This window comes from Klebsiella sp. K5-306, assembly GCF_051835185.1.
Classification (GTDB): domain Bacteria; phylum Pseudomonadota; class Gammaproteobacteria; order Enterobacterales; family Enterobacteriaceae; genus Klebsiella; species Klebsiella oxytoca.
In genome coordinates this window covers 191,614-213,493 of the sequence record NZ_JAIFJY010000006.1, presented here as the reverse complement: position 1 = coordinate 213,493, position 21,880 = coordinate 191,614, and the positions used below count along the sequence as shown (strand labels likewise).

Annotated in this window: 25 protein-coding genes; 10 read left to right on the top strand and 15 right to left on the bottom strand. The window is 57.0% G+C overall.

The genetic code is table 11. The features are described 5' to 3' along the window. Positions 1–52 precede the first annotated feature (52 nt). The 3 genes from ltaE (at position 53) to K2184_RS12015 (ending at position 3,608) form a co-directional block, all read left to right on the top strand. Complete coding sequence (ltaE, locus tag K2184_RS12025) at positions 53–1,054, top strand: low-specificity L-threonine aldolase (RefSeq protein WP_004111844.1); 1,002 nt, start codon at positions 53–55, stop codon at positions 1,052–1,054. 10 nt (positions 1,055–1,064) lie between these two features. Continuing rightward, entirely contained in the window at positions 1,065–2,498 is a 1,434-nt protein-coding gene (locus K2184_RS12020) for a DUF2867 domain-containing protein (RefSeq protein ID WP_115239794.1), read from the top strand. Between the two features lie 96 nt (positions 2,499–2,594). Next, positions 2,595–3,608 carry an NAD-dependent epimerase/dehydratase family protein gene (locus K2184_RS12015; RefSeq protein ID WP_004100611.1) on the top strand — a complete coding sequence of 338 codons (1,014 nt, stop codon included), beginning with the start codon at positions 2,595–2,597 and terminating at the stop codon, positions 3,606–3,608. Here the strand turns inward: K2184_RS12015 and K2184_RS12010 are convergent. Together K2184_RS12010 and K2184_RS12005 are read right to left on the bottom strand one after the other, a co-directional pair. Then, a complete protein-coding gene (locus tag K2184_RS12010; RefSeq protein ID WP_016808078.1) occupies positions 3,605–4,435 on the bottom strand; it encodes an N-acetylmuramoyl-L-alanine amidase in 831 nt (276 codons plus the stop codon). The genes K2184_RS12015 and K2184_RS12010 overlap by 4 nt on opposite strands. Continuing rightward, positions 4,432–4,755: a heavy metal-binding domain-containing protein gene (locus tag K2184_RS12005; protein ID WP_004100606.1), complete on the bottom strand. Its 324-nt coding sequence runs from the start codon at positions 4,753–4,755 to the stop codon at positions 4,432–4,434. Before K2184_RS12005 ends, K2184_RS12010 begins: the two co-directional genes overlap by 4 nt. Positions 4,756–4,872: 117 nt before the next feature. Between K2184_RS12005 and K2184_RS12000 the strand changes: the two genes are divergently transcribed. The 6 genes from K2184_RS12000 to artJ all read left to right on the top strand — a co-directional run bounded on the left by K2184_RS12000 (position 4,873) and on the right by artJ (position 9,487). Then, the gene (locus tag K2184_RS12000; RefSeq protein ID WP_004100604.1) at positions 4,873–5,388 is read left to right on the top strand and encodes a lipoprotein; all 516 of its coding nucleotides are present in this window, start codon (positions 4,873–4,875) and stop codon (positions 5,386–5,388) included. 324 nt (positions 5,389–5,712) lie between these two features. Next, positions 5,713–6,441, top strand: coding sequence for an arginine ABC transporter ATP-binding protein ArtP (gene artP / locus K2184_RS11995; protein ID WP_004100602.1), 729 nt, complete (start codon positions 5,713–5,715; stop codon positions 6,439–6,441). Between the two features lie 19 nt (positions 6,442–6,460). After that, positions 6,461–7,192, top strand: a complete 732-nt coding sequence (gene artI / locus K2184_RS11990; protein ID WP_004111833.1) for an arginine ABC transporter substrate-binding protein ArtI — start codon at positions 6,461–6,463, stop codon at positions 7,190–7,192. A 6-nt stretch (positions 7,193–7,198) separates the two neighbouring features. Beyond that, positions 7,199–7,915, top strand: coding sequence for an arginine ABC transporter permease ArtQ (gene artQ, locus K2184_RS11985; protein WP_004100599.1), 717 nt, complete (start codon positions 7,199–7,201; stop codon positions 7,913–7,915). After that, positions 7,915–8,583, top strand: a complete 669-nt coding sequence (gene artM / locus K2184_RS11980; RefSeq protein ID WP_004100597.1) for an arginine ABC transporter permease ArtM — start codon at positions 7,915–7,917, stop codon at positions 8,581–8,583. Before artQ ends, artM begins: the two co-directional genes overlap by 1 nt. A gap of 172 nt (positions 8,584–8,755) precedes the next feature. Continuing rightward, positions 8,756–9,487: an arginine ABC transporter substrate-binding protein ArtJ gene (gene artJ / locus K2184_RS11975; RefSeq protein ID WP_004100595.1), complete on the top strand. Its 732-nt coding sequence runs from the start codon at positions 8,756–8,758 to the stop codon at positions 9,485–9,487. Between the two features lie 216 nt (positions 9,488–9,703). Here artJ and K2184_RS11970 read toward each other — a convergent pair whose 3' ends face one another. From K2184_RS11970 to K2184_RS11915, 12 genes are all read right to left on the bottom strand, one after another. Next, positions 9,704–11,176 (bottom strand): sensor histidine kinase, encoded by a 1,473-nt coding sequence (locus K2184_RS11970; protein ID WP_004100593.1) that lies wholly within the window; start codon positions 11,174–11,176, stop codon positions 9,704–9,706. After that, a complete protein-coding gene (locus tag K2184_RS11965) occupies positions 11,173–11,889 on the bottom strand; it encodes a response regulator transcription factor (protein ID WP_163525150.1) in 717 nt (238 codons plus the stop codon). The genes K2184_RS11970 and K2184_RS11965 overlap by 4 nt, the downstream gene beginning before the upstream one ends. Positions 11,890–11,967: 78 nt before the next feature. Then, positions 11,968–13,098, bottom strand: a complete 1,131-nt coding sequence (rlmC, locus tag K2184_RS11960) for a 23S rRNA (uracil(747)-C(5))-methyltransferase RlmC (protein ID WP_163525151.1) — start codon at positions 13,096–13,098, stop codon at positions 11,968–11,970. 42 nt (positions 13,099–13,140) lie between these two features. Next, the gene (locus tag K2184_RS11955) at positions 13,141–13,629 is read right to left on the bottom strand and encodes a YbjO family protein (RefSeq protein WP_004100588.1); all 489 of its coding nucleotides are present in this window, start codon (positions 13,627–13,629) and stop codon (positions 13,141–13,143) included. A gap of 57 nt (positions 13,630–13,686) precedes the next feature. Then, positions 13,687–14,532, bottom strand: a complete 846-nt coding sequence (gene potI / locus K2184_RS11950) for a putrescine ABC transporter permease PotI (protein ID WP_004100585.1) — start codon at positions 14,530–14,532, stop codon at positions 13,687–13,689. Further along, complete coding sequence (gene potH, locus K2184_RS11945) at positions 14,529–15,482, bottom strand: putrescine ABC transporter permease PotH (protein ID WP_163525153.1); 954 nt, start codon at positions 15,480–15,482, stop codon at positions 14,529–14,531. The genes potI and potH overlap by 4 nt, the downstream gene beginning before the upstream one ends. A 10-nt stretch (positions 15,483–15,492) precedes the next feature. Further along, the gene (gene potG / locus K2184_RS11940; RefSeq protein WP_004134592.1) at positions 15,493–16,626 is read right to left on the bottom strand and encodes a putrescine ABC transporter ATP-binding subunit PotG; all 1,134 of its coding nucleotides are present in this window, start codon (positions 16,624–16,626) and stop codon (positions 15,493–15,495) included. Between the two features lie 102 nt (positions 16,627–16,728). Then, positions 16,729–17,841: a spermidine/putrescine ABC transporter substrate-binding protein PotF gene (gene potF, locus K2184_RS11935; RefSeq protein ID WP_163525155.1), complete on the bottom strand. Its 1,113-nt coding sequence runs from the start codon at positions 17,839–17,841 to the stop codon at positions 16,729–16,731. Between the two features lie 348 nt (positions 17,842–18,189). Continuing rightward, a complete protein-coding gene (locus tag K2184_RS11930) occupies positions 18,190–18,669 on the bottom strand; it encodes a YbjN domain-containing protein (RefSeq protein WP_004100577.1) in 480 nt (159 codons plus the stop codon). An 88-nt stretch (positions 18,670–18,757) separates the two neighbouring features. Continuing rightward, positions 18,758–19,660, bottom strand: a complete 903-nt coding sequence (gene rimK / locus K2184_RS11925; protein WP_004100575.1) for a 30S ribosomal protein S6--L-glutamate ligase — start codon at positions 19,658–19,660, stop codon at positions 18,758–18,760. 116 nt (positions 19,661–19,776) lie between these two features. Further along, positions 19,777–20,499: a nitroreductase NfsA gene (gene nfsA / locus K2184_RS11920; RefSeq protein ID WP_133497275.1), complete on the bottom strand. Its 723-nt coding sequence runs from the start codon at positions 20,497–20,499 to the stop codon at positions 19,777–19,779. Next, positions 20,483–20,773: a YbjC family protein gene (locus tag K2184_RS11915; protein WP_004100569.1), complete on the bottom strand. Its 291-nt coding sequence runs from the start codon at positions 20,771–20,773 to the stop codon at positions 20,483–20,485. The genes nfsA and K2184_RS11915 overlap by 17 nt, the downstream gene beginning before the upstream one ends. Positions 20,774–20,976: 203 nt before the next feature. Here K2184_RS11915 and K2184_RS11910 point away from each other — a divergent pair, with 203 nt between their 5' ends. Continuing rightward, on the top strand, positions 20,977–21,240 hold the full coding sequence (locus K2184_RS11910; protein WP_004100567.1) for a GrxA family glutaredoxin: 264 nt from the start codon (positions 20,977–20,979) through the stop codon (positions 21,238–21,240). Between the two features lie 6 nt (positions 21,241–21,246). On the opposite strand, the gene ybjM is transcribed toward K2184_RS11910, so the two are convergent. Next, positions 21,247–21,630: an inner membrane protein YbjM gene (gene ybjM, locus K2184_RS11905; protein WP_004100565.1), complete on the bottom strand. Its 384-nt coding sequence runs from the start codon at positions 21,628–21,630 to the stop codon at positions 21,247–21,249. Between the last annotated feature and the right edge of the window lie 250 nt (positions 21,631–21,880).

The window sequence follows — 21,880 nt, the reverse complement described above, 5'->3', positions numbered from 1 at the left end:
GGTGCAGCCAACGCAGAGGCAGCGCGAAGGATGAAGTGTATAAGGATATGTCATGATAGATTTACGCAGTGATACCGTCACCCGCCCGGGCCGCGCCATGCGGGAAGCGATGATGGCCGCCCCGGTCGGGGATGACGTGTATGGCGATGACCCGACCGTTAACGAACTCCAGCGCTTTGCCGCCGACCTGGCGGGCAAAGAGGCCGCGATCTTCTTGCCGACCGGCACTCAGGCCAACCTGGTCGCTCTGCTCAGCCACTGCCAGCGCGGCGAAGAGTATATTGTCGGCCAGGGCGCGCATAATTATCTCTACGAAGCCGGCGGCGCGGCGGTGCTCGGCAGTATCCAGCCGCAGCCTATCGACGCCGCAGCTGACGGTTCCCTGCCGCTCGATAAAGTCGCAGCCAAAATCAAACCGGACGATATCCATTTCGCCCCTACCCGGCTACTGTCGCTGGAAAACACCCACAACGGCAAAGTGCTGCCGCGTGAATATCTTAAAGATGCCTGGGAGTTTACGCGTCAGCGCGGCCTGGGGCTGCACGTCGACGGGGCGCGTATCTTTAACGCCGTCGTGGAATACGGCTGCGCGCTGCGTGAGATCACCCGCTACTGCGACTCTTTCACCATCTGTCTGTCTAAAGGTCTCGGCGCGCCGGTAGGCTCGCTGCTGGTGGGGAGCGAAGCGTATATTCGCCGCGCCATCCGCTGGCGGAAAATGGTCGGCGGCGGGATGCGTCAGGCCGGGATTCTGGCCGCGGCGGGCCTGTATGCTTTGCAGAACAACGTCGAGCGTTTAAAAGAGGATCATGATAACGCCGCATGGATGGCAGAACAGCTGCGCGCCGCCGGCGCGGAAGTAATGCGTCATGACACCAATATGCTTTTTGTTCGCGTCGGTGAAGCGCGCGCCGCCGCCCTGGGCGAGTATCTGCGCGAACGCGGAGTGCTGATCAACGCCTCGCCCATCGTGCGCCTGGTGACGCATATTGACGTGAACCGTCAGCAGCTTGCCGAGGTGGTTAGCCACTGGCAGACATTTTTAAATCGTTAAGGAGACCGGCGTGTCGCAGCGAATTCTGGTGCTTGGCGCCAGCGGTTATATCGGCCAGCATCTGGTGACAAGGCTCAGCGAGCAGGGCTTCACCGTGCTGGCGGCGGCGCGCCAGATCGACAGACTCAAGAAGCAGCATCTCCCCGGCGTCGAGTGCTACTCGCTCGATTTAAACCAGCCTGACGCGCTACCCGCCCTGCTGGCGCAGGTTGACACCGTTTATTATCTGGTACACGGGATGGGCGAAGGCGGCGACTTTATCCGCCACGAGCGGCAGGTCGCCCTTAACGTCCGCGACGCGCTGCGCAAAACGCCGGTGAACGAAGTCATTTTTCTCAGTTCGTTACAGGTTGCAGAAGAGGAGCAATCCGATCATCTGCGCGCCCGCCAGATCACCGGCGATCTGCTGCGCGAATCGGGCATACCGGTAGCGGAAGTTCGCGCCGGCATTATCGTCGGCGCCGGTTCCGCCGCATTCGAAGTGATGCGTGATATGGTTTACAACCTGCCGGTACTGACGCCGCCGCGCTGGGTGCGCTCGCGCACCACGCCGATTGCGCTGGAAAACTTACTCTATTATCTGCTGCAGCTGCTGAACCATCCTGCGGCAGAGCATCGCATTTTTGAAGCCGCCGGGCCGGAAATTTTGAGCTATCAGCAGCAGTTTATCCGCTTTATGGCAGTCAGCGGCAAACGTCGGCCGTTGATCCCCATTCCTTTTCCGACCCGTTGGATTTCGGTGTGGTTTCTCAACATCATTACTTCAGTGCCGTCAACCACGGCCAGGGCGCTAATTCAGGGGCTAAAGCACGATCTGATCGCCGACGACCGCGCCCTGCGGGCGCTCATCCCGCAACCTCTCATCGCTTTTGATGAAGCGGTGCGCCGCACGCTAAAGGAAGAGGAGCAGCTGGTGAACTCCAGCGACTGGGGCTACGATGCGCAGGCCTTTGCCCGCTGGCGCCCAGAGTACGGTTACTACCCGAAACAGGCGGGCTGCACCGTTAACACTTCCGCCAGCCTTGCTGCGCTGTGGAAGGTGGTCAACCAAATTGGCGGCAAAGAGGGCTATTTCTTCGGCAACGCTCTGTGGAAAACTCGCGGCGCGATGGATCTACTGGTCGGTCACCGGCTGGCAAAAGGTCGCCCGGAAAATGAATATCTGCAGACCGGCGATGCGGTGGACAGTTGGAAGGTGATTATCGTCGAGCCGGAAAAGCAGTTGACGCTGTTATTCGGCATGAAAGCGCCCGGCCTGGGCCGCCTGAGCTTTACCCTGTGCGATAAAGGCGACCATCGCGAACTGGACGTCCGCGCCTGGTGGCACCCGCACGGTATGCCGGGGCTCTGCTACTGGTTGCTGATGATCCCGGCGCATCTGTTTATTTTTCGCGGTATGGCCCGACGCATCGCGCACCTGGCGGAGCAAATCACCATCAAATAGAGTATAGGTACAGAATTCTTTCATGATTCTCATTGCATCGTAGTCAGAATCACGGAAAAATGCGCACGAAATTCTTTTGTTAAACAGTGGATCGATATGAAGGTACTGGTTACCGGTGCGACCAGCGGATTAGGCCGCAACGCGGTGGAATATCTGCGTAACAGGGGCATTAGCGTCAGAGCGACCGGGCGCAACGAAGCGATGGGCAAGCTTCTGAGCAAAATGGGCGCAGAGTTCGTCCCTGCGGACTTAACCGAGCTGGTCTCTTCGCAGGCCAAAGTGATGCTCGCCGGTATCGATACCCTGTGGCACTGTTCCAGCTTTACTTCACCCTGGGGCACTCAGCAGGCTTTCGATTTAGCCAACGTCCGCGCAACCCGTCGCCTCGGCGAATGGGCGGTTGCCTGGGGCGTACGCAACTTCGTACATATCTCCTCACCGTCGCTCTATTTTGATTACCACCATCATCGCGATGTTCAGGAAGATTTTCGTCCGCAGCGTTTCGCCAACGAATTCGCCCGCAGCAAGGCGGCAAGCGAAGACGTGATCCATCTTCTGGCGCAAGCCAACCCGAATACCCGCTTCACGATCCTGCGTCCGCAAAGCCTGTTTGGCCCGCATGATAAAGTGTTTATTCCGCGTCTGGCGCAGATGATGCAGCACTATGGCAGCGTTCTGTTACCGCGCGGCGGCAGCGCGCTGGTGGACATGACCTATTATGAAAACGCGGTGCACGCGATGTGGCTCGCCAGCCAGCCACAGTGCGACCTTCTGCCCTCGGCCCGGGCGTACAACATCACTAACGGCGAACCGCAAACCTTGCACAGCATCGTGTTGAAACTCATCGATGAGCTGGGGATTAAGTGCCGCATCCGATCGGTTCCCTATCCTATGCTGGATATTATCGCCCGCAGCATGGAGCGCTTTGGCAATAAGTCAGCTAAAGAGCCCGCCTTTACCCACTACGGTGTCTCCAAGCTGAACTTCGATTTTACCCTTGATATCTCTCGCGCTCAGCAGGAGCTGGGCTATCAGCCGGTGGTGAACATGGATGAAGGGATTATCCGCACCGCCGCGTGGTTGAAGGACCACGGCAAGCTGCACTATTAACCGCGCCCGTACTTTTCCAGCAGCGCTTCAGCAATCGCCAGCGTTTGCGCATCGGCAACGCCGTCCCAGCGCGCGGGGCGGAAGTGCATCTGGAAAGCCATAATCACCCGCTTTTGCTGCGCTGGGGTCATTTCCGGCGTCACCTGATAGCCGTAGCGCGCCAGGACGTCCAGCAGCTCGGCAGTGTCTACCGGCTCGTATGACGGACGCCCCTGCAGATAAAACGCCACGCGCCGGGCATCCGGCCATGCGCCAACCCCCTGCTCCGCCAGCCTGTGCCACGGGAACAGCGGCCCCGGATCGTCTTTGCGCTGCGGGGCAATGTCGGCATGCGCGACTACGTTCTGCGGCAGGATCTGATAGCGAGCGATGATGTCCTTCGCCAACGGGATCAGGGCGTCAATCTGCGCCGGATTAAACGGCGTAAAGCTTTTCACCCCCGCCGTTTTTTGCCAGCCGCGATTCTCCAGCTCAATGCCAATCGAGGTATCGTTAATGCGCGTGCTGCCGCGCCAGAAGCTGACCCCCGCATGCCAGGCCAGATCCTCTTCCGGCACCAGCTGCCAGATCCGCGGTTTGCCTCCGTGCAGCGGCGGTTTCTCCGGGATCAGATAGTGAGAGCTCACCTGATTATCCGTCAGCGTCGCTAAGGAAACGTCGAAATCATCGGCGGTATAGTGGATCACCAGCACTTTGATGCGCGGATAAGCGGCCTGCGCCGGATGGCGCGTATCCAGCTGATAGCCATCGCGATCGATAATACCTTTTTCGCTGGCGCAGCCCGCCAGCAGCAGCGCCAGCAGTACGCCTGCCCGGCATCGTTTCATCGGCGGGTCTTCACCGCGGTGCCGCTGACGCTGACCATCAGCATACTGCTGTCTTTTCCCACGGTTTCGTAGTCAATATCAATCCCGACCACCGCATTGGCGCCCAGCGCCTTCGCCTGCTCGCTCAGCTCTTCAAACGCAATTTCGCGGGCCTTGCGCAGCTCTTTTTCATAGGCGCCGGAACGACCGCCGACGATATCGCGAATGCTGGCGAAAAAATCGCGGAATACGTTGGCGCCGAGAATCGCTTCCCCGGTGACGACGCCGCAGTATTCAATGATGGGCTGACCTTCAAGGGTCGGAGTAGTGGAAAATTGCATGATGAAACTCCTTCTTTAGCGTTCAATGCGTTAGCTCTAAGGGTCAAGCACAATCCCTATCTGATACACTATGCTTGAAAAGATATTCTAACGTAGTGAGCTCATAAGGAAATCATCATGCGCTACAAAGTTCTTGCACTCGTCCTCCCCTGCGCGCTGGCGCTCAGCGCCTGTACTACCGTCACGCCTGCCTACAAAGATAACGGCACCCGTAGCGGCCCCTGCATCGAAGGCGGCCCGGATGACGTGGCGCAGAAGTTTTATGACTACCAGCTGCAGAATCGCAATAGCGATTTAACCGCGCTGCGTCCGTACCTGAGCGACGGTCTGGCAAAACTGCTGAACGACGCGCGTCAGGATCCGTCGAACAACGCCCTGCTGCAGTCTAATCTGTTCTCCAGCAGCAGTACCCCGGCCGACAGCGCCGAGGTCGCCAGCGCCTCCACGATCCCCAACCGCGATGCGCGCAACATTCCGCTGCGCGTGGAGCTAAAACAGGGCACCCAAAGCTGGAAGGATGAAGTGCTGATGATTCAGGAAGGCCAGTGCTGGGCGGTAGATGACGTCCGCTACCTCGGCAATAACGGCCATGCGCCGGCAGGCACCCTGCGTCAAAGTCTGGAAAAACGCTAACCGGCCGCTGGCACCTGGCAAAGAATCCCCGGTCTCCTTCAAGGCGCAGACCGGGGGCCGGTAGAGGCGAGGCTCATGGCTGAGCCGGGTAACAAAGCCAACGCTTCTGCGGCCTGAAGTATGACGGGTATAACCCGGTAAAATGTCGGTAATTACTCTGGTATTGCCGACATTTACTCCCCCCGCCTCCACGAAGCCATATTTTGTGCTAACTTTAAATGTAAACGTGGTTTACATTTAACTTTTAACGCATAAATATTGCATAACTATTCTGCCAAAGGTACTATTTGCGGCCTCAATTGCTATTTGTATCAGACTGCCCAGATGAGCATTAAATTAAACGGCATTAATTGCTTCTACGGCGCGCACCAGGCGCTGTTCGACATCACGCTGGATTGCCCGCAGGGGGAAACGCTGGTGCTGCTCGGCCCAAGCGGTGCCGGAAAAAGCTCGCTGCTGCGCGTTCTTAACCTGCTGGAGATGCCGCGTTCCGGCACGCTGAACATCGCCGGGAACCATTTCGACTTTACCAAAGCGCCTTCTGACAAAGCTATCCGCGAGCTGCGCCAGAACGTCGGTATGGTGTTCCAACAGTACAATCTGTGGCCGCATCTGACCGTGCAGCAAAACCTGATTGAAGCGCCTTGCCGCGTGCTCGGTTTAAGCAAAGATCAGGCTTTAGCGCGCGCAGAAAAGCTGCTCGAACGTCTGCGCCTGAAACCCTATAGCGATCGCTACCCGCTGCATCTTTCCGGCGGCCAGCAGCAGCGTGTCGCCATTGCCCGCGCCCTGATGATGGAACCGCAGGTTCTGCTGTTTGATGAACCTACGGCGGCGCTCGATCCAGAAATCACCGCCCAGATCGTCAGTATTATCCGCGAACTGGCTGAAACCGGCATTACGCAGGTCATCGTCACCCACGAAGTGGAAGTGGCGCGTAAAACGGCAAGCCGCGTGGTGTATATGGAAAACGGCCATATCGTTGAACAAGGTGATGCCGGCTGCTTCGCGCATCCGCAGACCGACGCGTTTAAAAACTATCTTTCACATTGATGTTTTCGGGGAAATGACGATGAAAAAAGTACTGATTGCCGCTCTTCTTGCGGGCATGAGCCTCTCCGCTACCGCTGCCCAGACCATTCGTTTCGCCACCGAGGCCTCTTACCCTCCGTTTGAATCGATCGACGCTAATAACAAAATTGTCGGCTTTGACGTCGATCTGGCGAACGCGCTGTGTAAAGAGATTGATGCGACCTGCACCTTTACCAATCAGGCTTTCGACAGCCTGATTCCCAGCCTGAAGTTCCGCCGTTTCGACGCGGTAATGGCCGGGATGGATATCACCCCTGAGCGTGAAAAGCAGGTGCTGTTCACGACCCCGTACTATGAAAACTCTGCGCTGTTTGTCGGCCAGCAGGGTAAATTCACCAGCATCGATCAGCTGAAAGGCAAAAAAGTCGGCGTGCAGAACGGCACCACTCACCAGAAATTCATCACCGACAAACATCCGGAAATCACTACCGTTCCTTACGACAGCTACCAGAATGCGAAGCTGGACCTGCAGAACGGCCGTATTGACGCCGTGTTTGGCGATACCGCAGTGGTGACAGAATGGCTGAAGAGCAATCCGAAGCTGGGAGCAGTCGGCGACAAAGTTACCGATAAAGACTACTTCGGCACCGGTCTCGGCATTGCGCTGCGCCAGGGCAATACCGAGCTGCAGCAGAAATTTAACGCTGCGCTGGAAAAAGTGAAGAGCGATGGGACTTACCAGTCTATCTATAACAAATGGTTCCAGAAGTAACGCTGAATGAACGAATTTTTTCCATTAGCAAGCGCCGCCGGGATGACCGTCGGCCTTGCCGTTTGCGCCCTGATCATCGGTCTGGTGCTGGCGATGCTGTTTGCCGTCCTCGAGTCGGTGAAGCTGCGTCCGGTCGCCTGGCTCGCAACCGGCATTGTCACCCTTTTGCGCGGACTACCGGAAATCCTGGTAGTTCTGTTTATCTATTTTGGTTCCTCTCAGCTGCTGCTGACCCTTTCTGACGGCTTTACTATTAATCTCGGCATTGTGCAGATCCCGGTACAGATGCAGATTGAAAATTTTGACGTCAGCCCGTTCCTGTGTGGGGCTATCGCGCTTTCTCTGCTGTATGCCGCTTACGCATCGCAAACGCTGCGCGGGGCGCTTAAAGCCGTTCCGCAGGGGCAATGGGAATCCGGTCAGGCGCTGGGATTATCAAAAGCCGCTATTTTCTTCCGCCTGGTGATGCCGCAGATGTGGCGCCACGCGCTGCCGGGCCTCGGCAACCAGTGGCTGGTGCTGCTGAAGGATACCGCACTGGTGAGCCTCATTAGCGTCAACGATCTGATGCTGCAAACCAAAAGTATCGCTACCCGAACCCAGGAGCCGTTTAACTGGTATATCATCGCGGCAGCAATCTATCTGGTCATCACCCTGTTGAGTCAGTACATTCTGAAACGTATTGATCAGCGAGCGACGCGCTTCGAACGGAGACCAGGCTGATGCTTGATTACTTACCCGAACTGCTAAAAGGGCTGCATACCAGCCTGACGCTGACCGCGGCCTCGATCGTCGTGGCGCTGATTTTGTCGCTAATCTTCACCATCATCCTGACGTTAAAAACCCCGGGGCTGGTGTGGGTCGTGCGCGGCTATATCACGCTGTTTACCGGCACGCCGCTGCTGGTGCAGATCTTCCTGATTTACTACGGCCCGGGCCAGTTTCCGTCGCTGCAGGAGTATCCGCTGCTCTGGCATCTGATTTCCGAGCCCTGGCTCTGCGCGCTGATTGCCCTTTCTCTTAACAGCGCCGCTTATACCACCCAGCTGTTCTATGGCGCAATCCGCGCCATTCCGGACGGCCAGTGGCAATCCTGCGGCGCGCTGGGGATGAGTAAGAAGGATACGCTGGCGATCCTGCTGCCGTACGCTTTTAAACGCGCCCTCTCCTCCTACTCCAATGAAGTGGTGCTGGTGTTCAAGAGCACGTCCCTGGCCTACACCATTACCCTGATGGAAGTGATGGGCCACAGCCAGCTGCTCTATGGACGCACCTATGATGTAATGGTGTTCGGCGCCGCAGGCATCGTTTATCTGGTGGTCAATGGCCTGCTGACGCTACTGATGCGTCTGGTGGAACATAAAGCGCTGGCCTTTGAGCGACGCAATTAAAAACGCATATCCAGCCAAATCAAGACGGGTAGTTCACTGAATTACCCGTCTTTTTTTATTCCAACCAAAATAAATATCCATATTTATTGAATATAAATTCATTTAGTGGCATTGTTACTGCCAGCCGCAGACACGGCACAACAACATAAGATTGACCGACGGGAGTTCCACGATGAAAAAGTTAGTTCTGGCCGCACTGCTTAGTTCTTTCGCCTTTGGCGCCGCTGCCGCAGAAAAAATCAGCTTTGGCGTTTCTGCAACTTACCCACCGTTTGAATCGATGGACGCCAATAACCAAATCGCCGGTTTCGACATCGACCTGGCCAACGCGCTGTGCAAACAGATGCAGGCCGAGTGTACTTTTACCAACCATGCCTTCGACAGCCTGATCCCGGCGCTCAAATTCAAGAAATATGATGCGGTCATCTCCGGCATGGACATTACCCCGGAGCGTAGCAAGCAGGTGGCGTTTACCGACCCGTACTACGCTAACTCCGCGCTGGTTATCTCGAAGAAAGATGCTTTCCACTCTTTCGCCGATCTGAAAGGCAAGCGCATCGGGATGGAAAACGGCACCACGCACCAGAAATACCTCCAGGATAAACATCCGGAAGTGAAAACCGTGGCTTACGATAGCTACCAGAATGCGTTCATCGACCTGAAAAATGGCCGTATTGATGGGGTGTTTGGCGATACCGCCGTGGTCAACGAGTGGCTGAAAACCAACCCGCAGCTGGGCGCGGCAACGCCGAAGGTCACCGACGCACAGTACTTCGGTACCGGCCTCGGCATTGCGGTACGCCCGGATAACAAAGCGCTGCTGGAAAAACTGAACGCCGCGCTGAAGGCGATTAAAGCCGACGGCACCTACGAGAAAATCAGCAAGCAGTGGTTCCCGGAGTAAACCCTCCCGGAGGCGGCGCTTGACGCGCCTGTCCGGGCTACCGGCCCGCAGACAGCCGTGGCCCCGTAGCCCGGGCTAGCGCAGCGCAGCCCGGGAAGAAGCCGCGCCAAAGTCTCCATCCCGGCGCATTCCCCGGGTTGCGGCGTAAACGCCTTCTCCGGGCTACCGTTGAGCAGACAGCGCTAAACCTATATCCCGAGCAACCAATCCGCCACCTTAAACCGGCAGGGTAAACTGGAAACAGGCTCCTGCCGGCGCTTCAAGCAGGCGAATATCGCCGCCGTGCAGCTGCAGCATCCGCCGGACAATCATTAATCCCAACCCTCCTCTCGATGCGCTTTGCGCGCCAGGTTCCAGCACCGAAGGTCGTTCAAACAAGGTTGCCCGCAGCTCGCCGGCGATGCCCGGCCCGCTATCGGCCACCTCGACGATAATCTCTGGCCCTGCCCGCCGAGCCGCCAGGCGAATAACCCCCCCCTCCGGCGTATGACGAATGGCGTTATCGAGCAAATTGGTCAACACCCGTTCAATCATTGAGAGATCGGCGGTGACCGGCGGTAATCCGGCAGCCAGCTCCAGCTGCAAACCGATATTGCGCGTCGCGACGGGCAGATCGAATTTTTGCGCCACATCCTGCACCAGCTCGGCCAGCACGAACGTTTCCGGCTGCGGCTTAATCCCACCGTGCTCCAGGCGGGCCAGCTCAAACAGCTGCTGAGAAAGATGGCGCACTTTATTGCCCTGGCGCAGCGCGATATTCAAATACTGCTTGTTCTCTTCCATCGTCAGGCGATCGGCCTTCAGGCTTAACGTTTCCAGATATCCCAGCAAGGAGGTGAGCGGCGTGCGTAAATCATGGGAGATATTGGCAACGAACTCCCGCCGCTGACGGTCGCTATCGGCCAGACGATCCCACTGCCCGGCAATCTGGCGGGCCAGTTCAATAAAGCGGTTATGCAGTACGGCGACTTCGTTTCCCGGATTCGCCTCCGGGGTTTGCGCCGCCAGCGCCTTAATCGCATGGATGCTGTCCTGCTCATTCGTAGCCACCAGCGCGGTGAGCTGACGCACCGGGCGCGTGACCCACCGCCAGGCGAGCAGTCCCGCCAGCAGGCCGAGAGCGGCCACCAGCAGCAGAGTCCACAGCAGCAGGCTGGACAGTGTTTTCAGCCAGGCGCTTGCCGCCAGTTCATTAAAGGTTTCGCCCTGCAGAATGATATACAGATAGCCGCGCAGCTGACCGTCCTGGCGCAGCGGCGCCACGCTAAATACTTTTTGTTTATCAAGGCTGCGCGGATCATCGCCGTATACCGGCCACGCGCCGCCGGAAAGGAACGTTTGCACCGGCGCCAGATCGATGCGCTGGCGTTTGATATGACCGGGCGGCGCGGCGTCGGCCAGCAGCTCGCCGTCGGGCGAAAGCAGATACAGTTCCACGCTGGGGTTGAAGGTCATCAGCCGGTCGAAAAGCGGTTTCAGCATCCGGCGGTCAACCTGCCCCTGAGCGTCCAGCAGCGGCTCGCGAGCGGCGATTTGCTGCGCCAGCCCGGCGGAAAGACGCTGGACCATCACGTTGCCGTACTGCGCGCTGCTGTAGAGCTGGATCAGGCAAACGGCTAACGCACAAAGCAGCAGTAACGAGGTAAACACCAGCGCCAGGCGCTGGCTGAGGCTGAGACGGCGGATCATGGCTGCGCCTCTTTGCGCTCCACGGCAAATTTATAGCCTTTACCCCAGACGGTCAAAATGATGTCCGGCTCCGCCGGGTCGCGCTCAATTTTGGTGCGCAGACGGTTGATATGGGTATTGACCGTATGCTCATAGCCGTCGTGCTGATAGCCCCACACCCGATCGAGCAGCTCAAGACGGGAAAAGACCTCCCCGGGGTGACGAGCAAAATAGTATAAAAGATCGAACTCGCGCGGGGTGAGATCCACCATCTCGCCGCGCAGCTTAACGTCGCGGGATAGAGGATCGATGCTCAAGCCGTGGCTATTGATACGCCCGGCATCCATTAACAAATTTTGCCCCATCGCCTCCTGGCGACGAAACACCGCTTTGACCCGGGCGGTCAGTTCGAGAATCGAAAAGGGTTTGGCCAGATAATCATCCGCCCCCATTTCAAGGCCCTGCACCCGCTGGGTTTCGCTGGCGCGGGCGCTGATAATAATCACCGGCAAATAGCGGGTTTGCTGACGAATACGCTGACAAATTTCCAGACCGTCAACGCCCGGCAGCATCAGGTCGAGGATCACCGCATCCCAGAGATCCTTTTCCAGCTGCCGCAGGGCCTGCGCCCCGTCCGCTACGTGAACAATCTGATATCCCTCATCGAGCAGATTCAGGCGCAGCAGCGCAGCGATATCTTCATCATCTTCAACCAACAGAATTTTTTTTGCCACCGGCAGCACTCCGCTATTCTTACGTTCTGATTAGCCAAGCTTACCCGATCTTCGCCGCCTGAAGAGTTCACATTTTGTTTATACTTCGCGAACCAGCAGGGTCAGCACCTCATAATGGGCGGTATGCGGGAACATATCGAACAGCTGGACGCGCTCAATACGATAACCGGCCAGGCGAGCGATATCTTTCGCCATCGTTCGGGCGTTGCAGCTGGAGTAGATAATAAACTCCGGCTCCATACGGCTTAAATAGGCGCACAGGCCGTCGCCGATACCGCGACGCGGCGGATTCACCAGTACCAGATCGGGAATTTCGCCTTCGCCGGTAGCAAACTGCGTAGAATCGAGCGCCTGGAAATGCAGATTCTGCAGGCCGAGCTGCGCCGCCGATTGTCTGGCGCAGGCGATGGCCTCAGCGGCGATCTCAATCCCGGTCAGGCGCATCTCCGGCGTGGCGCAGTGCAGACCAAAGCCGCCAACGCCGCAAAAGAGATCCCACATATGATTAACCGGTAGCTGGCGCACCCAGTCGCGAGCGGTGGCATACAGCCGGCTGGCCACCGCCGGGTTGGTCTGAAAGAAGCTTTGCGGGCGGATCCAGAGCGGCACGCCGTTAAAGTTTTCCGCCAGCACCTGCTGGTCGGTGAGGAAAATTTCCCGCTCTCCTTCCATGATGGCCATATGCACCGGCTGAATATTGGCGGTAATCACTTTCAGCTTCGGCAGCTGCGCCTGGAGCGCCGGCAGCGCGGCGCGCAGCTGGGCCAGCTTGGTCTCCGAACGCAGAACAAAGCGCAGCATCATCCCGCCGTCGAGCCGGCTTTCGGTCAGCAGAATGTACTTCAGCTCTCCGCGCCTGCGGGCAACGTTATAGGGCGTGAGTCCGGCGCGGGCGATAAACGGCTTGAGCGCAGCGAAGACGGGGGCGAAGCCTGGCGGATAGAGCGGGCAATCGGTGAGGTCTTCCGGGGCGCCATCACGGTGCAGCATTCCGAGCAGCGGGCGCTCTACGCTACCGCTGACCACCATTTTCGCTTTGTTGCGAAACCCGCTTTCCGGGCCGCAAACCGGCGCGCACCAGTCAGCGACGGGCGCATCGGCGAGAAGCGTGCGCAAATCGGCCATTTTATCGGCGAGCTGTTGCGATACCGGCAGTTCCAGCCACTGGCAGGAGCGACAGCGGCCCGCGTCATAGAGTGCGCAGTGCATAACAAGACCTTCAAAAAAACAGGGGCGGGGATTGTATCACCGTTACTGTAAACGGAAAAAGCGTCGGCACGGGGCCGGCACAAACAGCATCGCCAGCACCAGCAGATCCGGTAGTTTTTGCAGCACCAGGGAGCGAAAGATTTCGCGCTTCGATTCCCCGGCAATACTAAACAGCTCAGGATAACCGTAGCCCAAAGAAGCGGCCCACAGGTAGCCAATCACAATAATCTGCGTCAACAAGAACAGCCAACGCGCCCAGTTGCGCCCTTTTACCAGCGAAAACGCGCACCAGATTTCAATAAATACCAGCACCAGACTTGAGAGAAACACCAGGGTGAGCGCCCACGTCTGCACGCTGCGATGGACAAAATCCGCGATTCCCTGAACGCCAAGCTGGTTGAGGATCATCAGCAAATCCAGGCCGCGGATTAAAATAATGGCGAAGGCCGCCACCTGCACCAGCGCAGGAACGTTAAGACGAGCATGAGACGAACGCGTTTTAGTAAACAATCCCAACGTAAAGTCTTCCATGAAAACGGCGCCACAAATGCGGCGCCGATGTTAACTCTATTGCAGATTTTAGGTGGTTCAGCCGCTTCTTGCACGCTGGATATCGCGCACCCGCTGCTTTTCCGCGCGGGCCATCAAATACCAGGCGATAAAACCAACAATGCCGACCACGCCGAGGATTAACGTTGCCAGGGCATTAATCTCCGGGTTAACCCCCATGCGCACGCTGGAGAAGACCAGCATCGGCAGCGTCGTCGCCCCCGGCCCGGAAACAAAGCTGGCAATAACCAGGTCGTCGAGCGACAACGTAAAGGCCAGCAGCCAACCGGAGACCACCGCCGGCATAATCATCGGCAGCGTAATGACGAAAAAGACCTTCAGCGGCGCGGCGCCCAGATCCATCGCCGCCTCTTCAATAGAGTGGTCCAGCTCACGCAGGCGCGATGAAATGACCACCGCGACGTACGCGGTACAGAAGGTCACGTGCGCCAGCCAGATGGTCAGCATGCCGCGATCCGACGGCCAGCCAATTGAATGCCCCAGCGCGACAAACAGCAGCAGCAGCGACAGGCCGGTAATCACATCGGGCATCACCAGCGGCGCGGTGATCATAAAAGCAAAGCCGTTTGAACCGCGGAAGCGGCCAAAACGCACCATCACCACTGCGGCAATGGTACCGAGGATCGCCGCCGCCGTCGCGGCGCAGGCGGCAATGGTCAGGCTTAAGCCTACCGCGCTCATCATCGCATCGTCATGAAACAGCTCGCGATACCAGCGCGTCGACCACCCGGCCCATACCGTCACCAGCTTTGAGCTGTTGAACGAGTAAATTACCAGCATCAGCATCGGCGCATACAGAAAGGTAAAGCCAAGCAGCAAAATGACGATTCGCCACGGCGAACGGACTACCGGTAAATTATTCATCCGTGTTCCCCCACCTGTTTTTGCTGATGCTTGTGGAACCACATGATCGGTACGATCAGCAACAGCAGCATCACGATCGCTACCGCCGAGGCCACCGGCCAGTCGCGGTTGTTAAAGAACTCCTGCCACAGCACGCGGCCAATCATAATACTGTCCGGGCCGCCCAGCAGTTCCGGGATAACGAACTCCCCTACCGCCGGAATAAACACCAGCATCGACCCGGCAATAATGCCGCCTTTGGTGAGCGGGACGATCACCTGGAAGAAGGTCTTCAGCGGCCGGGCACCCAGATCCAGCGACGCCTCAACCAGCGAGTAATCGATGCGCGTGAGGGCGGTATAAATCGGTAGCACCATAAACGGCAGATAGGCGTAAACAATACCGATATAGACCGCCAGGTTGGTGTGCAGGATCTCCAGAGGCTGGTCGATAACCCCCAGCCACAGCAGGAAGTTGTTCAGCACGCCGTTGCTTTTCAGCAGCCCCATCCAGGCATAGACGCGGATCAGAAACGACGTCCATGACGGCAGAATGACCAGCAGCAGCAGGATATTCCGGGTCGATGGCTTACTGTGCGCCACCGCCCACGCCAGCGGATAACCCAGCAGCAGACAGCAGAACGTCGAGATCCCTGCCACCTGGAGCGACTGCAGATACGCCTCAAAATAGAGAGGATCGTCGGTAAGCTGCAGGAAATTACCGAGATTCAGCGTTAACGTTAGCTGGCCGTCGGCCCACTCCAGCAGCTCGGTGTAGGGCGGGATCGCCCGCGCCATCTCCGCCAGGCTGATTTTAAAGACGATCAGAAATGGCAGCAGGCACAGCAGGATCAGCCATATGTAAGGCAGCGCAATCACCAGCTTGCGCCCGTGGGCCATCTGCAGCCGCGCCAGCCACAGCGCGAAACCGCCCGGTTTGTTTACGCCTGACGGGGGTTCTAATGTACTCATTGCCCTCTCCTCACACCGTCAGCACGACGCAGCTATCGGCGTCCCAGCATAAACGGACTTCATCGCCCCAGGTTGGCGCACCTTTGCGGTAACGGTGCTCGTTCTGCAGCTGAGCGCTGAGCATCTGCCCGCTTTTCAGGCGCACATGGTAGATAGACAGGTCACCGAGATAGGCAATATAGATAACCTCACCTACCGCGAAGTTATAGCCATCCGCCGGTGGGTCCTCGCAGAGCATAATTTTTTCCGGGCGCAGAGCCACCCACACCGGGACGTTATCGACGACGGAGGCATCGGGATCGACCTTCAGCGGATGCGTCAGGCCCGGGGAATCCAGCACCAGGCCATCTTCCTGGCGCTCTTTTACCAGCCCTTCAAAGACGTTAACCGAGCCGATAAACTCCGCGCTGTAGCGGGTAGTTGGGTGCTCGTAAATTTCCTCCGGCTCGCCGATCTGTACGAACTTGCCGCGGTTCATAATGGCGATACGCCCCGCCATGGTCATCGCCTCTTCCTGATCGTGGGTCACCATCACGCAGGTGACGCCGACGCGCTCAAGAATATCGACCACTTCCAGCTGCATCCTGTCGCGCAGCTTCTTATCCAGCGCGCCCATCGGCTCGTCAAGCAGCAGCAGTTTCGGTCTTTTCGCCAGGCTGCGGGCCAGCGCCACGCGTTGACGCTGACCGCCGGAGAGCTGATGCGGTTTACGCTTTGCGAACTCCTGCATATGCACCAGCGCCAGCATCTCCTGCACCCGACTGGTGATTTCAGCCTTAGGCAATTTGTCCTGCTTGAGGCCAAAGGCGATGTTCTGCTCCACCGTCATATGGGGAAAGAGCGCATAGGACTGAAACATCATGTTAATCGGCCGCTGATACGGCGGCACCCGCGCCAGATCGACGCCATCCAGGACAATCTGCCCGGCGGTAGGCTGTTCGAATCCCGCCAGCATGCGCAGCAGGGTTGACTTGCCGCAGCCGGATGCGCCCAGCAGGGCAAAAATTTCGCCTTTATAAATGGTGAGATTGACATCATCGACGGCGTGCTGGCCATCGAAGGACTTCGTTAAATTACGGATTTCGAGCAGCGGGGTCAGCGCTTTGGGGGTTTTCGCCTGCGGGCGAGGAATTACATCATTCACGGGGTGTTCTCCGGCAGAAATCAAATCATGGTGCAGGCGCACCATAACGGTGCGCCTGTTGCCGGCAGCGCGACGCTTATCCGGCCTACAACTCACGGAGAATTACTTACCGCTTTTCACCTTCGTCCATGCGCGAGTACGCACGCGATCGATTTTCGGATCCTGGACTTTCAGGGTGAACAGCTTGGCGAAGACGTCAGCCGGCGGGTAGATGGCCGGATTGCTGCGGATCGCTTCGCTGACCAGCGGCGTAGATGCTTTGTTGCCGTTAGCGTAATAGACATGATCGCTAATATGCGCGATAACGTCCGGACGCATCAGATAGTTCAGGAATTGATAAGCCTCTTCTTTGTTTTTCGCATCTGCCGGCATAGCGAAGACGTCAAAGAACGCCAGCGCGCCCTCTTTCGGGATAAAGTAGGAAACGTTGACCCCGTTCTTCGCTTCTTTCGCCCGGTTAGCCGCCTGCCATACGTCGCCCGCCCAGCCGATCGCGACGCAGATATCGCCGTTCGCCAGGTCGTTGATGTACTGCGAAGAGTGGAAGTAGCGAATATTCGGACGCAGCTTCAGCAGCAGGTCGGTTGCCGGGCCAGTGTAGTCATCGGCTTTGGCGCTATTAGGATCTTTACCGAGGTAGTTCAGCACGGTGGCGAAAATCTCTTCCGGGGCATCAAGGAAGGAGACGCCGCAGCTTTTCAGTTTCTCCAGATTTTCCGGCTTCATCACCAGATCCCAGCTGTCCAGCGGCGCATCTTTGCCCAGCACGGCTTTCACTTTATCGATGTTATAGCCTATGCCGGTTGTCGCCCACAGGTAGGGAATCGCGTATTTATTGTCCGGGTCGTGCTTCGCGACCAGCGTCAGCACTTCCGGATCGAGATTTTTCCAGTTGGGGAGCTTGCTCTTATCCAGCGGCTGGAACACCCCTGCCGCCAGCTGGCGCTCGAGGAAGCTGGCCGACGGCACCACCAGGTCAAATCCGGTGCTGCCCGCCATAAGCTTACCCTCCAGCACTTCATTGGAGTCAAAAACGTCATACACCACTTTAATACCGGTCTCTTTTTCAAAATTCGCCACCGTATCCGGGGCAATATAATCAGACCAGTTATATACATGCAGGGTTTTTTGTTCGGCTGCGAGCGAACCGGCAGAGACGGCCATCAGCGCACCCGTAACCAGACCTGTTAACCATTTTTTACCAAAGGCGGTCATATCTCTTATTCCTTCTCAATGCCCGTTAACAAGCGGGCTGAATATACGCACTTGTTCGCATGCAATAATCATGCATTTTTTTTCAATGCCTAAGAAAAGGAGAGAGGACCTCTCCCGGAATGGTTGCCCGCAACTGGAAGCAGCGTCAGAATAACTGTAGCCAGAATAAGAGGCTATAGCCCAGGAGAAAAAACGGCTTTTATCAATTTTTTATGCAATAAGGGTCTATGTGATAAGCCGAAAACGGCGGAATGGCGGTGAAAAATTCTTTACAGGAAGGTTAACAACAGAATAATCGCGGGTAATACGCAGCCACCATGGCAGTGACTGCGCTATTTTTCGCCAGCCTCAGTGAAGAAAATGGTACTGAATATTCTCAGCTATCGGCTCTTCTTCCTCAGACTTATACAGCACCTGGTTAGCACTGGCTTCAAGGATGACCATCGATATCTGTTCTTCGCTCTGACGGAAAAACCATGCAAACTGATCGATCGTCACGCCGACGCCGACGGTCAACGCCTGGCAAACCACCAGTTTCGGCAGATTATCATCCTGAATATCGAGGAAAGCTTTCACCGTCAACGAGCTGGCGTTAATCGCAGAAAGATCGGCGGAAAGCGGCAGGAGCGCGGAGGGTTTCACCTCAGCCAGCGCGGAGAAAAGCACCACGTTATCAACCAGGTCAAGTTTGGCATCAAAAATGCCTTCGAAATTTTGCATATGCGGCAGGTGCAGTGCCTGGCAGGAATCACACTCAAAAAAGCTGATGCCCAATTCGTCGAGCCATTGACGTAACGTATCAAGACCCGGAACGACCAGTGAATCCATATGACCTGTGACCTCTTACTGTGAAAATGCGACGCCATAGCTTACGCAAAAAAAGCGCCGTATTCCATGACGGTGTCGCGAAAGGCAGCTATCCCCCCATTTTCAGACAAAATCCGGGCGTCGCTTGTCGTTCAATCCAGGCGATCATCTTGCCGGCAATATCGACGCCGGTGGTGGTTTCAACCCCCTCCAGCCCCGGAGAAGCGTTCACTTCCATCACCAGCGGTCCGCGCGTGGCGCGCAGTATATCCACGCCCGCCACGTCCAGCCCGAGCGTTTGCGCCGCCTTAATGGCCATTTCACGCTCCTGCTCGCTGATAAGCGCCACCGAGGCTACGCCGCCGCGATGCAGGTTGGAGCGAAAATCGCCCTCCTTCGCCCGCCGCTCAATCGCCGCGACCACTTCATTACCCACCACGAGGCAGCGCACGTCCCGGCCTTTCGCCTCGGCGATATACTCCTGAACCAGAATATGCGCATTCAGGCCGCGAAAAGCGTCAATAACGCTCTCTGCCGCCTGGCGCGTTTCGGCCAGCACAACGCCGATCCCCTGCGTCCCCTCCACCAGCTTGACCACCAGCGGCGCGCCGCCAACCATGGCGATCAGATCGCTGGTGTCGTCCGGCGAGTGGGCAATACCGGTGAGCGGCAGGTCGATGCCCTGGCGCGCCAGCAGCTGGAGCGAACGCAGCTTGTCGCGGGCGCGCGTGATGGCTACCGATTCATTCAGCGGATAGCTGCCGAGCAGCTCAAACTGACGCAGCGCCGCGGTGCCGTAGTAGGTGATCGCCGTGCCGATACGCGGGATCACGGCGTCAAAATGCGGGAGCTGGCGGCCTTTATAGTGAATTGACGAGGCCACCGGGCTGACGTTCATATAGCAGGAAAGCGGATCGAGGATTTCCACCTGATGACCGCGTTTTTGCGCGGCTTCGCGCAGGCGTCGACATGAATAAAGCGTTCCATCCCGGGATAATATGGCAATTTTCACCCTGCACCTCTGCGAAAAGACCCGCTCTGGCGGGCCTCTGAGTAGCAAACAACGTTTTAAATTAGCGCTGACCTGCGGAATTTCCTTGCGTCAGACCGGGTGCAGTTTACACGCAATCAGCGCGTAGCCCATCCCTGCTTATGCAGATATTCCAGAATAAATGGCCGGCTTTCTTTGACGATAGTCCGGCGGATATGGTCGCTCCAGGTATCGCGACGCGTGTTGCTGCCGCGAGAGAGATAATAGTGCGCCAACTGCTCGTCATATTCAGCAAGGACCGTCTCATTCAGCGGCTGATAGTGATTTTCATGAACCAGCATCGCCGACGGCATGCGCGGTTTCACTTCCGGATTATCGTCAGGCCAGCCAAGGCACAGGCCAAACAGCGGCATTACGTGCTGTGGGAGCTTCAGCAGCTGGGTCACCGCATCAATATTGTTACGCAGCCCGCCGATATAGACGCCGCCCAGGCCAAGAGATTCCGCCGCCACCAGCGCATTCTGCGCCATAATCGCGGTGTCGACGCAGCCCAGCAGGAGCTGTTCGGCGAGACCCAGCTGAGCGTCCGGGCAGATTTGCAGATTGCGGTTAAAATCAGGGCAGAATACCCAGAATTCCGCAGCCTGCGCCACGTGCTGCTGTCCGCCGCTCAGCGGCACCAGCTGTTGACGTATTTCCGGGTCGGTAACGCGAATAATTGAGGTACATTGTAAAAAACTGGAGCTGGAGGCTCCCTGCGCGCTGGCGATAATTGCGGCGCGCTGTTCTTCGCTGATCGGCGCGTCGGTAAAATGGCGAATAGAACGGTGGCTACGCAGCAGCTCAATGGTCGGCGTCATCTCGTTTTTCTCTGTCAGGCAATGATGAAGGGGAATTTTTCGTTTGCGTCAACTGCGGGGCAACAACTTTCGCCACACGCCAGATTAACGCCACGGCGGCCGGAAGCATCAGCAGGATCCCCGCGAAGATCATCAGCAGCGCCGCTGTCGGGCTGGAGAACGGCGCAGGCAGGCTGACGTACTGATTAAGCGAGAGCCAGGCCAGGGTCAACAGCACCATGCCGATAAACTCAACTACCAGAACGCTTTTGGGTAATGCTGCGGGCGATCGCATAACGCTCCTCCGGTCCAAAGCAATCACGCAACCGGGTAAAAAAGTCGCGTATCAGAGGGAGTATAGCGGTTTCATCAGCAGAATATTTAACAAACATAGCCTTAAGCCATCAAAGCAAAAGGCAGAACCTTCTTTTCCTCGTCGCCATAACGCGGCATGATACGCCCCATTCGCCATCCGGCTGAGGTTTAAGGAGAGAGAGTATGTTTACGGTAATTTTTGGTCGTCCAGGTTGCCCATATTGCGTTCGCGCCAAAGAACTGGCGGAAAAACTGAGCAACGAGCGCGATGATTTTAACTATCGCTACATTGATATCCACGCTGAAGGCATCAGCAAAGCCGATCTGGAGAAAACCGTGGGTAAACCGGTTGAAACCGTACCGCAGATTTTTGTCGATCAGAAGCACATTGGCGGCTGCACCGACTTTGAAGCCTGGGCGAAAGAGAATCTCGGTCTGTTTGCCTGAGACGACTCACTCCTCTGACGAGGGCTTGCGTCTGGTATCAAGCCAGGCGCAAATAAATAAAAAGCACAGCGCGCCCAGCGCGCACCAGAACACCGCGCTAAATAGCCACGCCAGTTCCTGCCAGAAAGATCGTTGAGTGACGAAGAATAACCGCATGACGACCAGACAAATAGGCGCAGCCAGCATAGCGCCGATAAGCGGACGCAGCACCCGCTGACCCGGGGAGAGGCAGCTTGCCGCCGCACCGGGTAGCAAAAAGAACAGCAGCCCGAGCTCAGGGTTACCGGTAGCCCGAAAGGCGCCTTTCATATGTAACAGCAGCGATAAGCAAACCACGATAAATAGAAAGAACCCACAGATAATACCGGCCCAAGCACGCTCAGATTTCACGACATCCTCCTGATTTTGCCTCTAACCAACTTCCACTTCGCCCAGTCAGATAAAGATTCTGGCAATCCATGCCAATAAAAGATCCCGTCAAGGTAATAACGATTGTTGCTAGCCGCAGCCCCCAGGAAAGATTAAACTATCGACTATATTTTGCTGGTTATAACGGGATGCCAGAATAGCGTTCGGGACAACGCGAACACTGGACCAACCTTAGACCAAATAACCATTTCCTTCAACAACTTACTAGTAA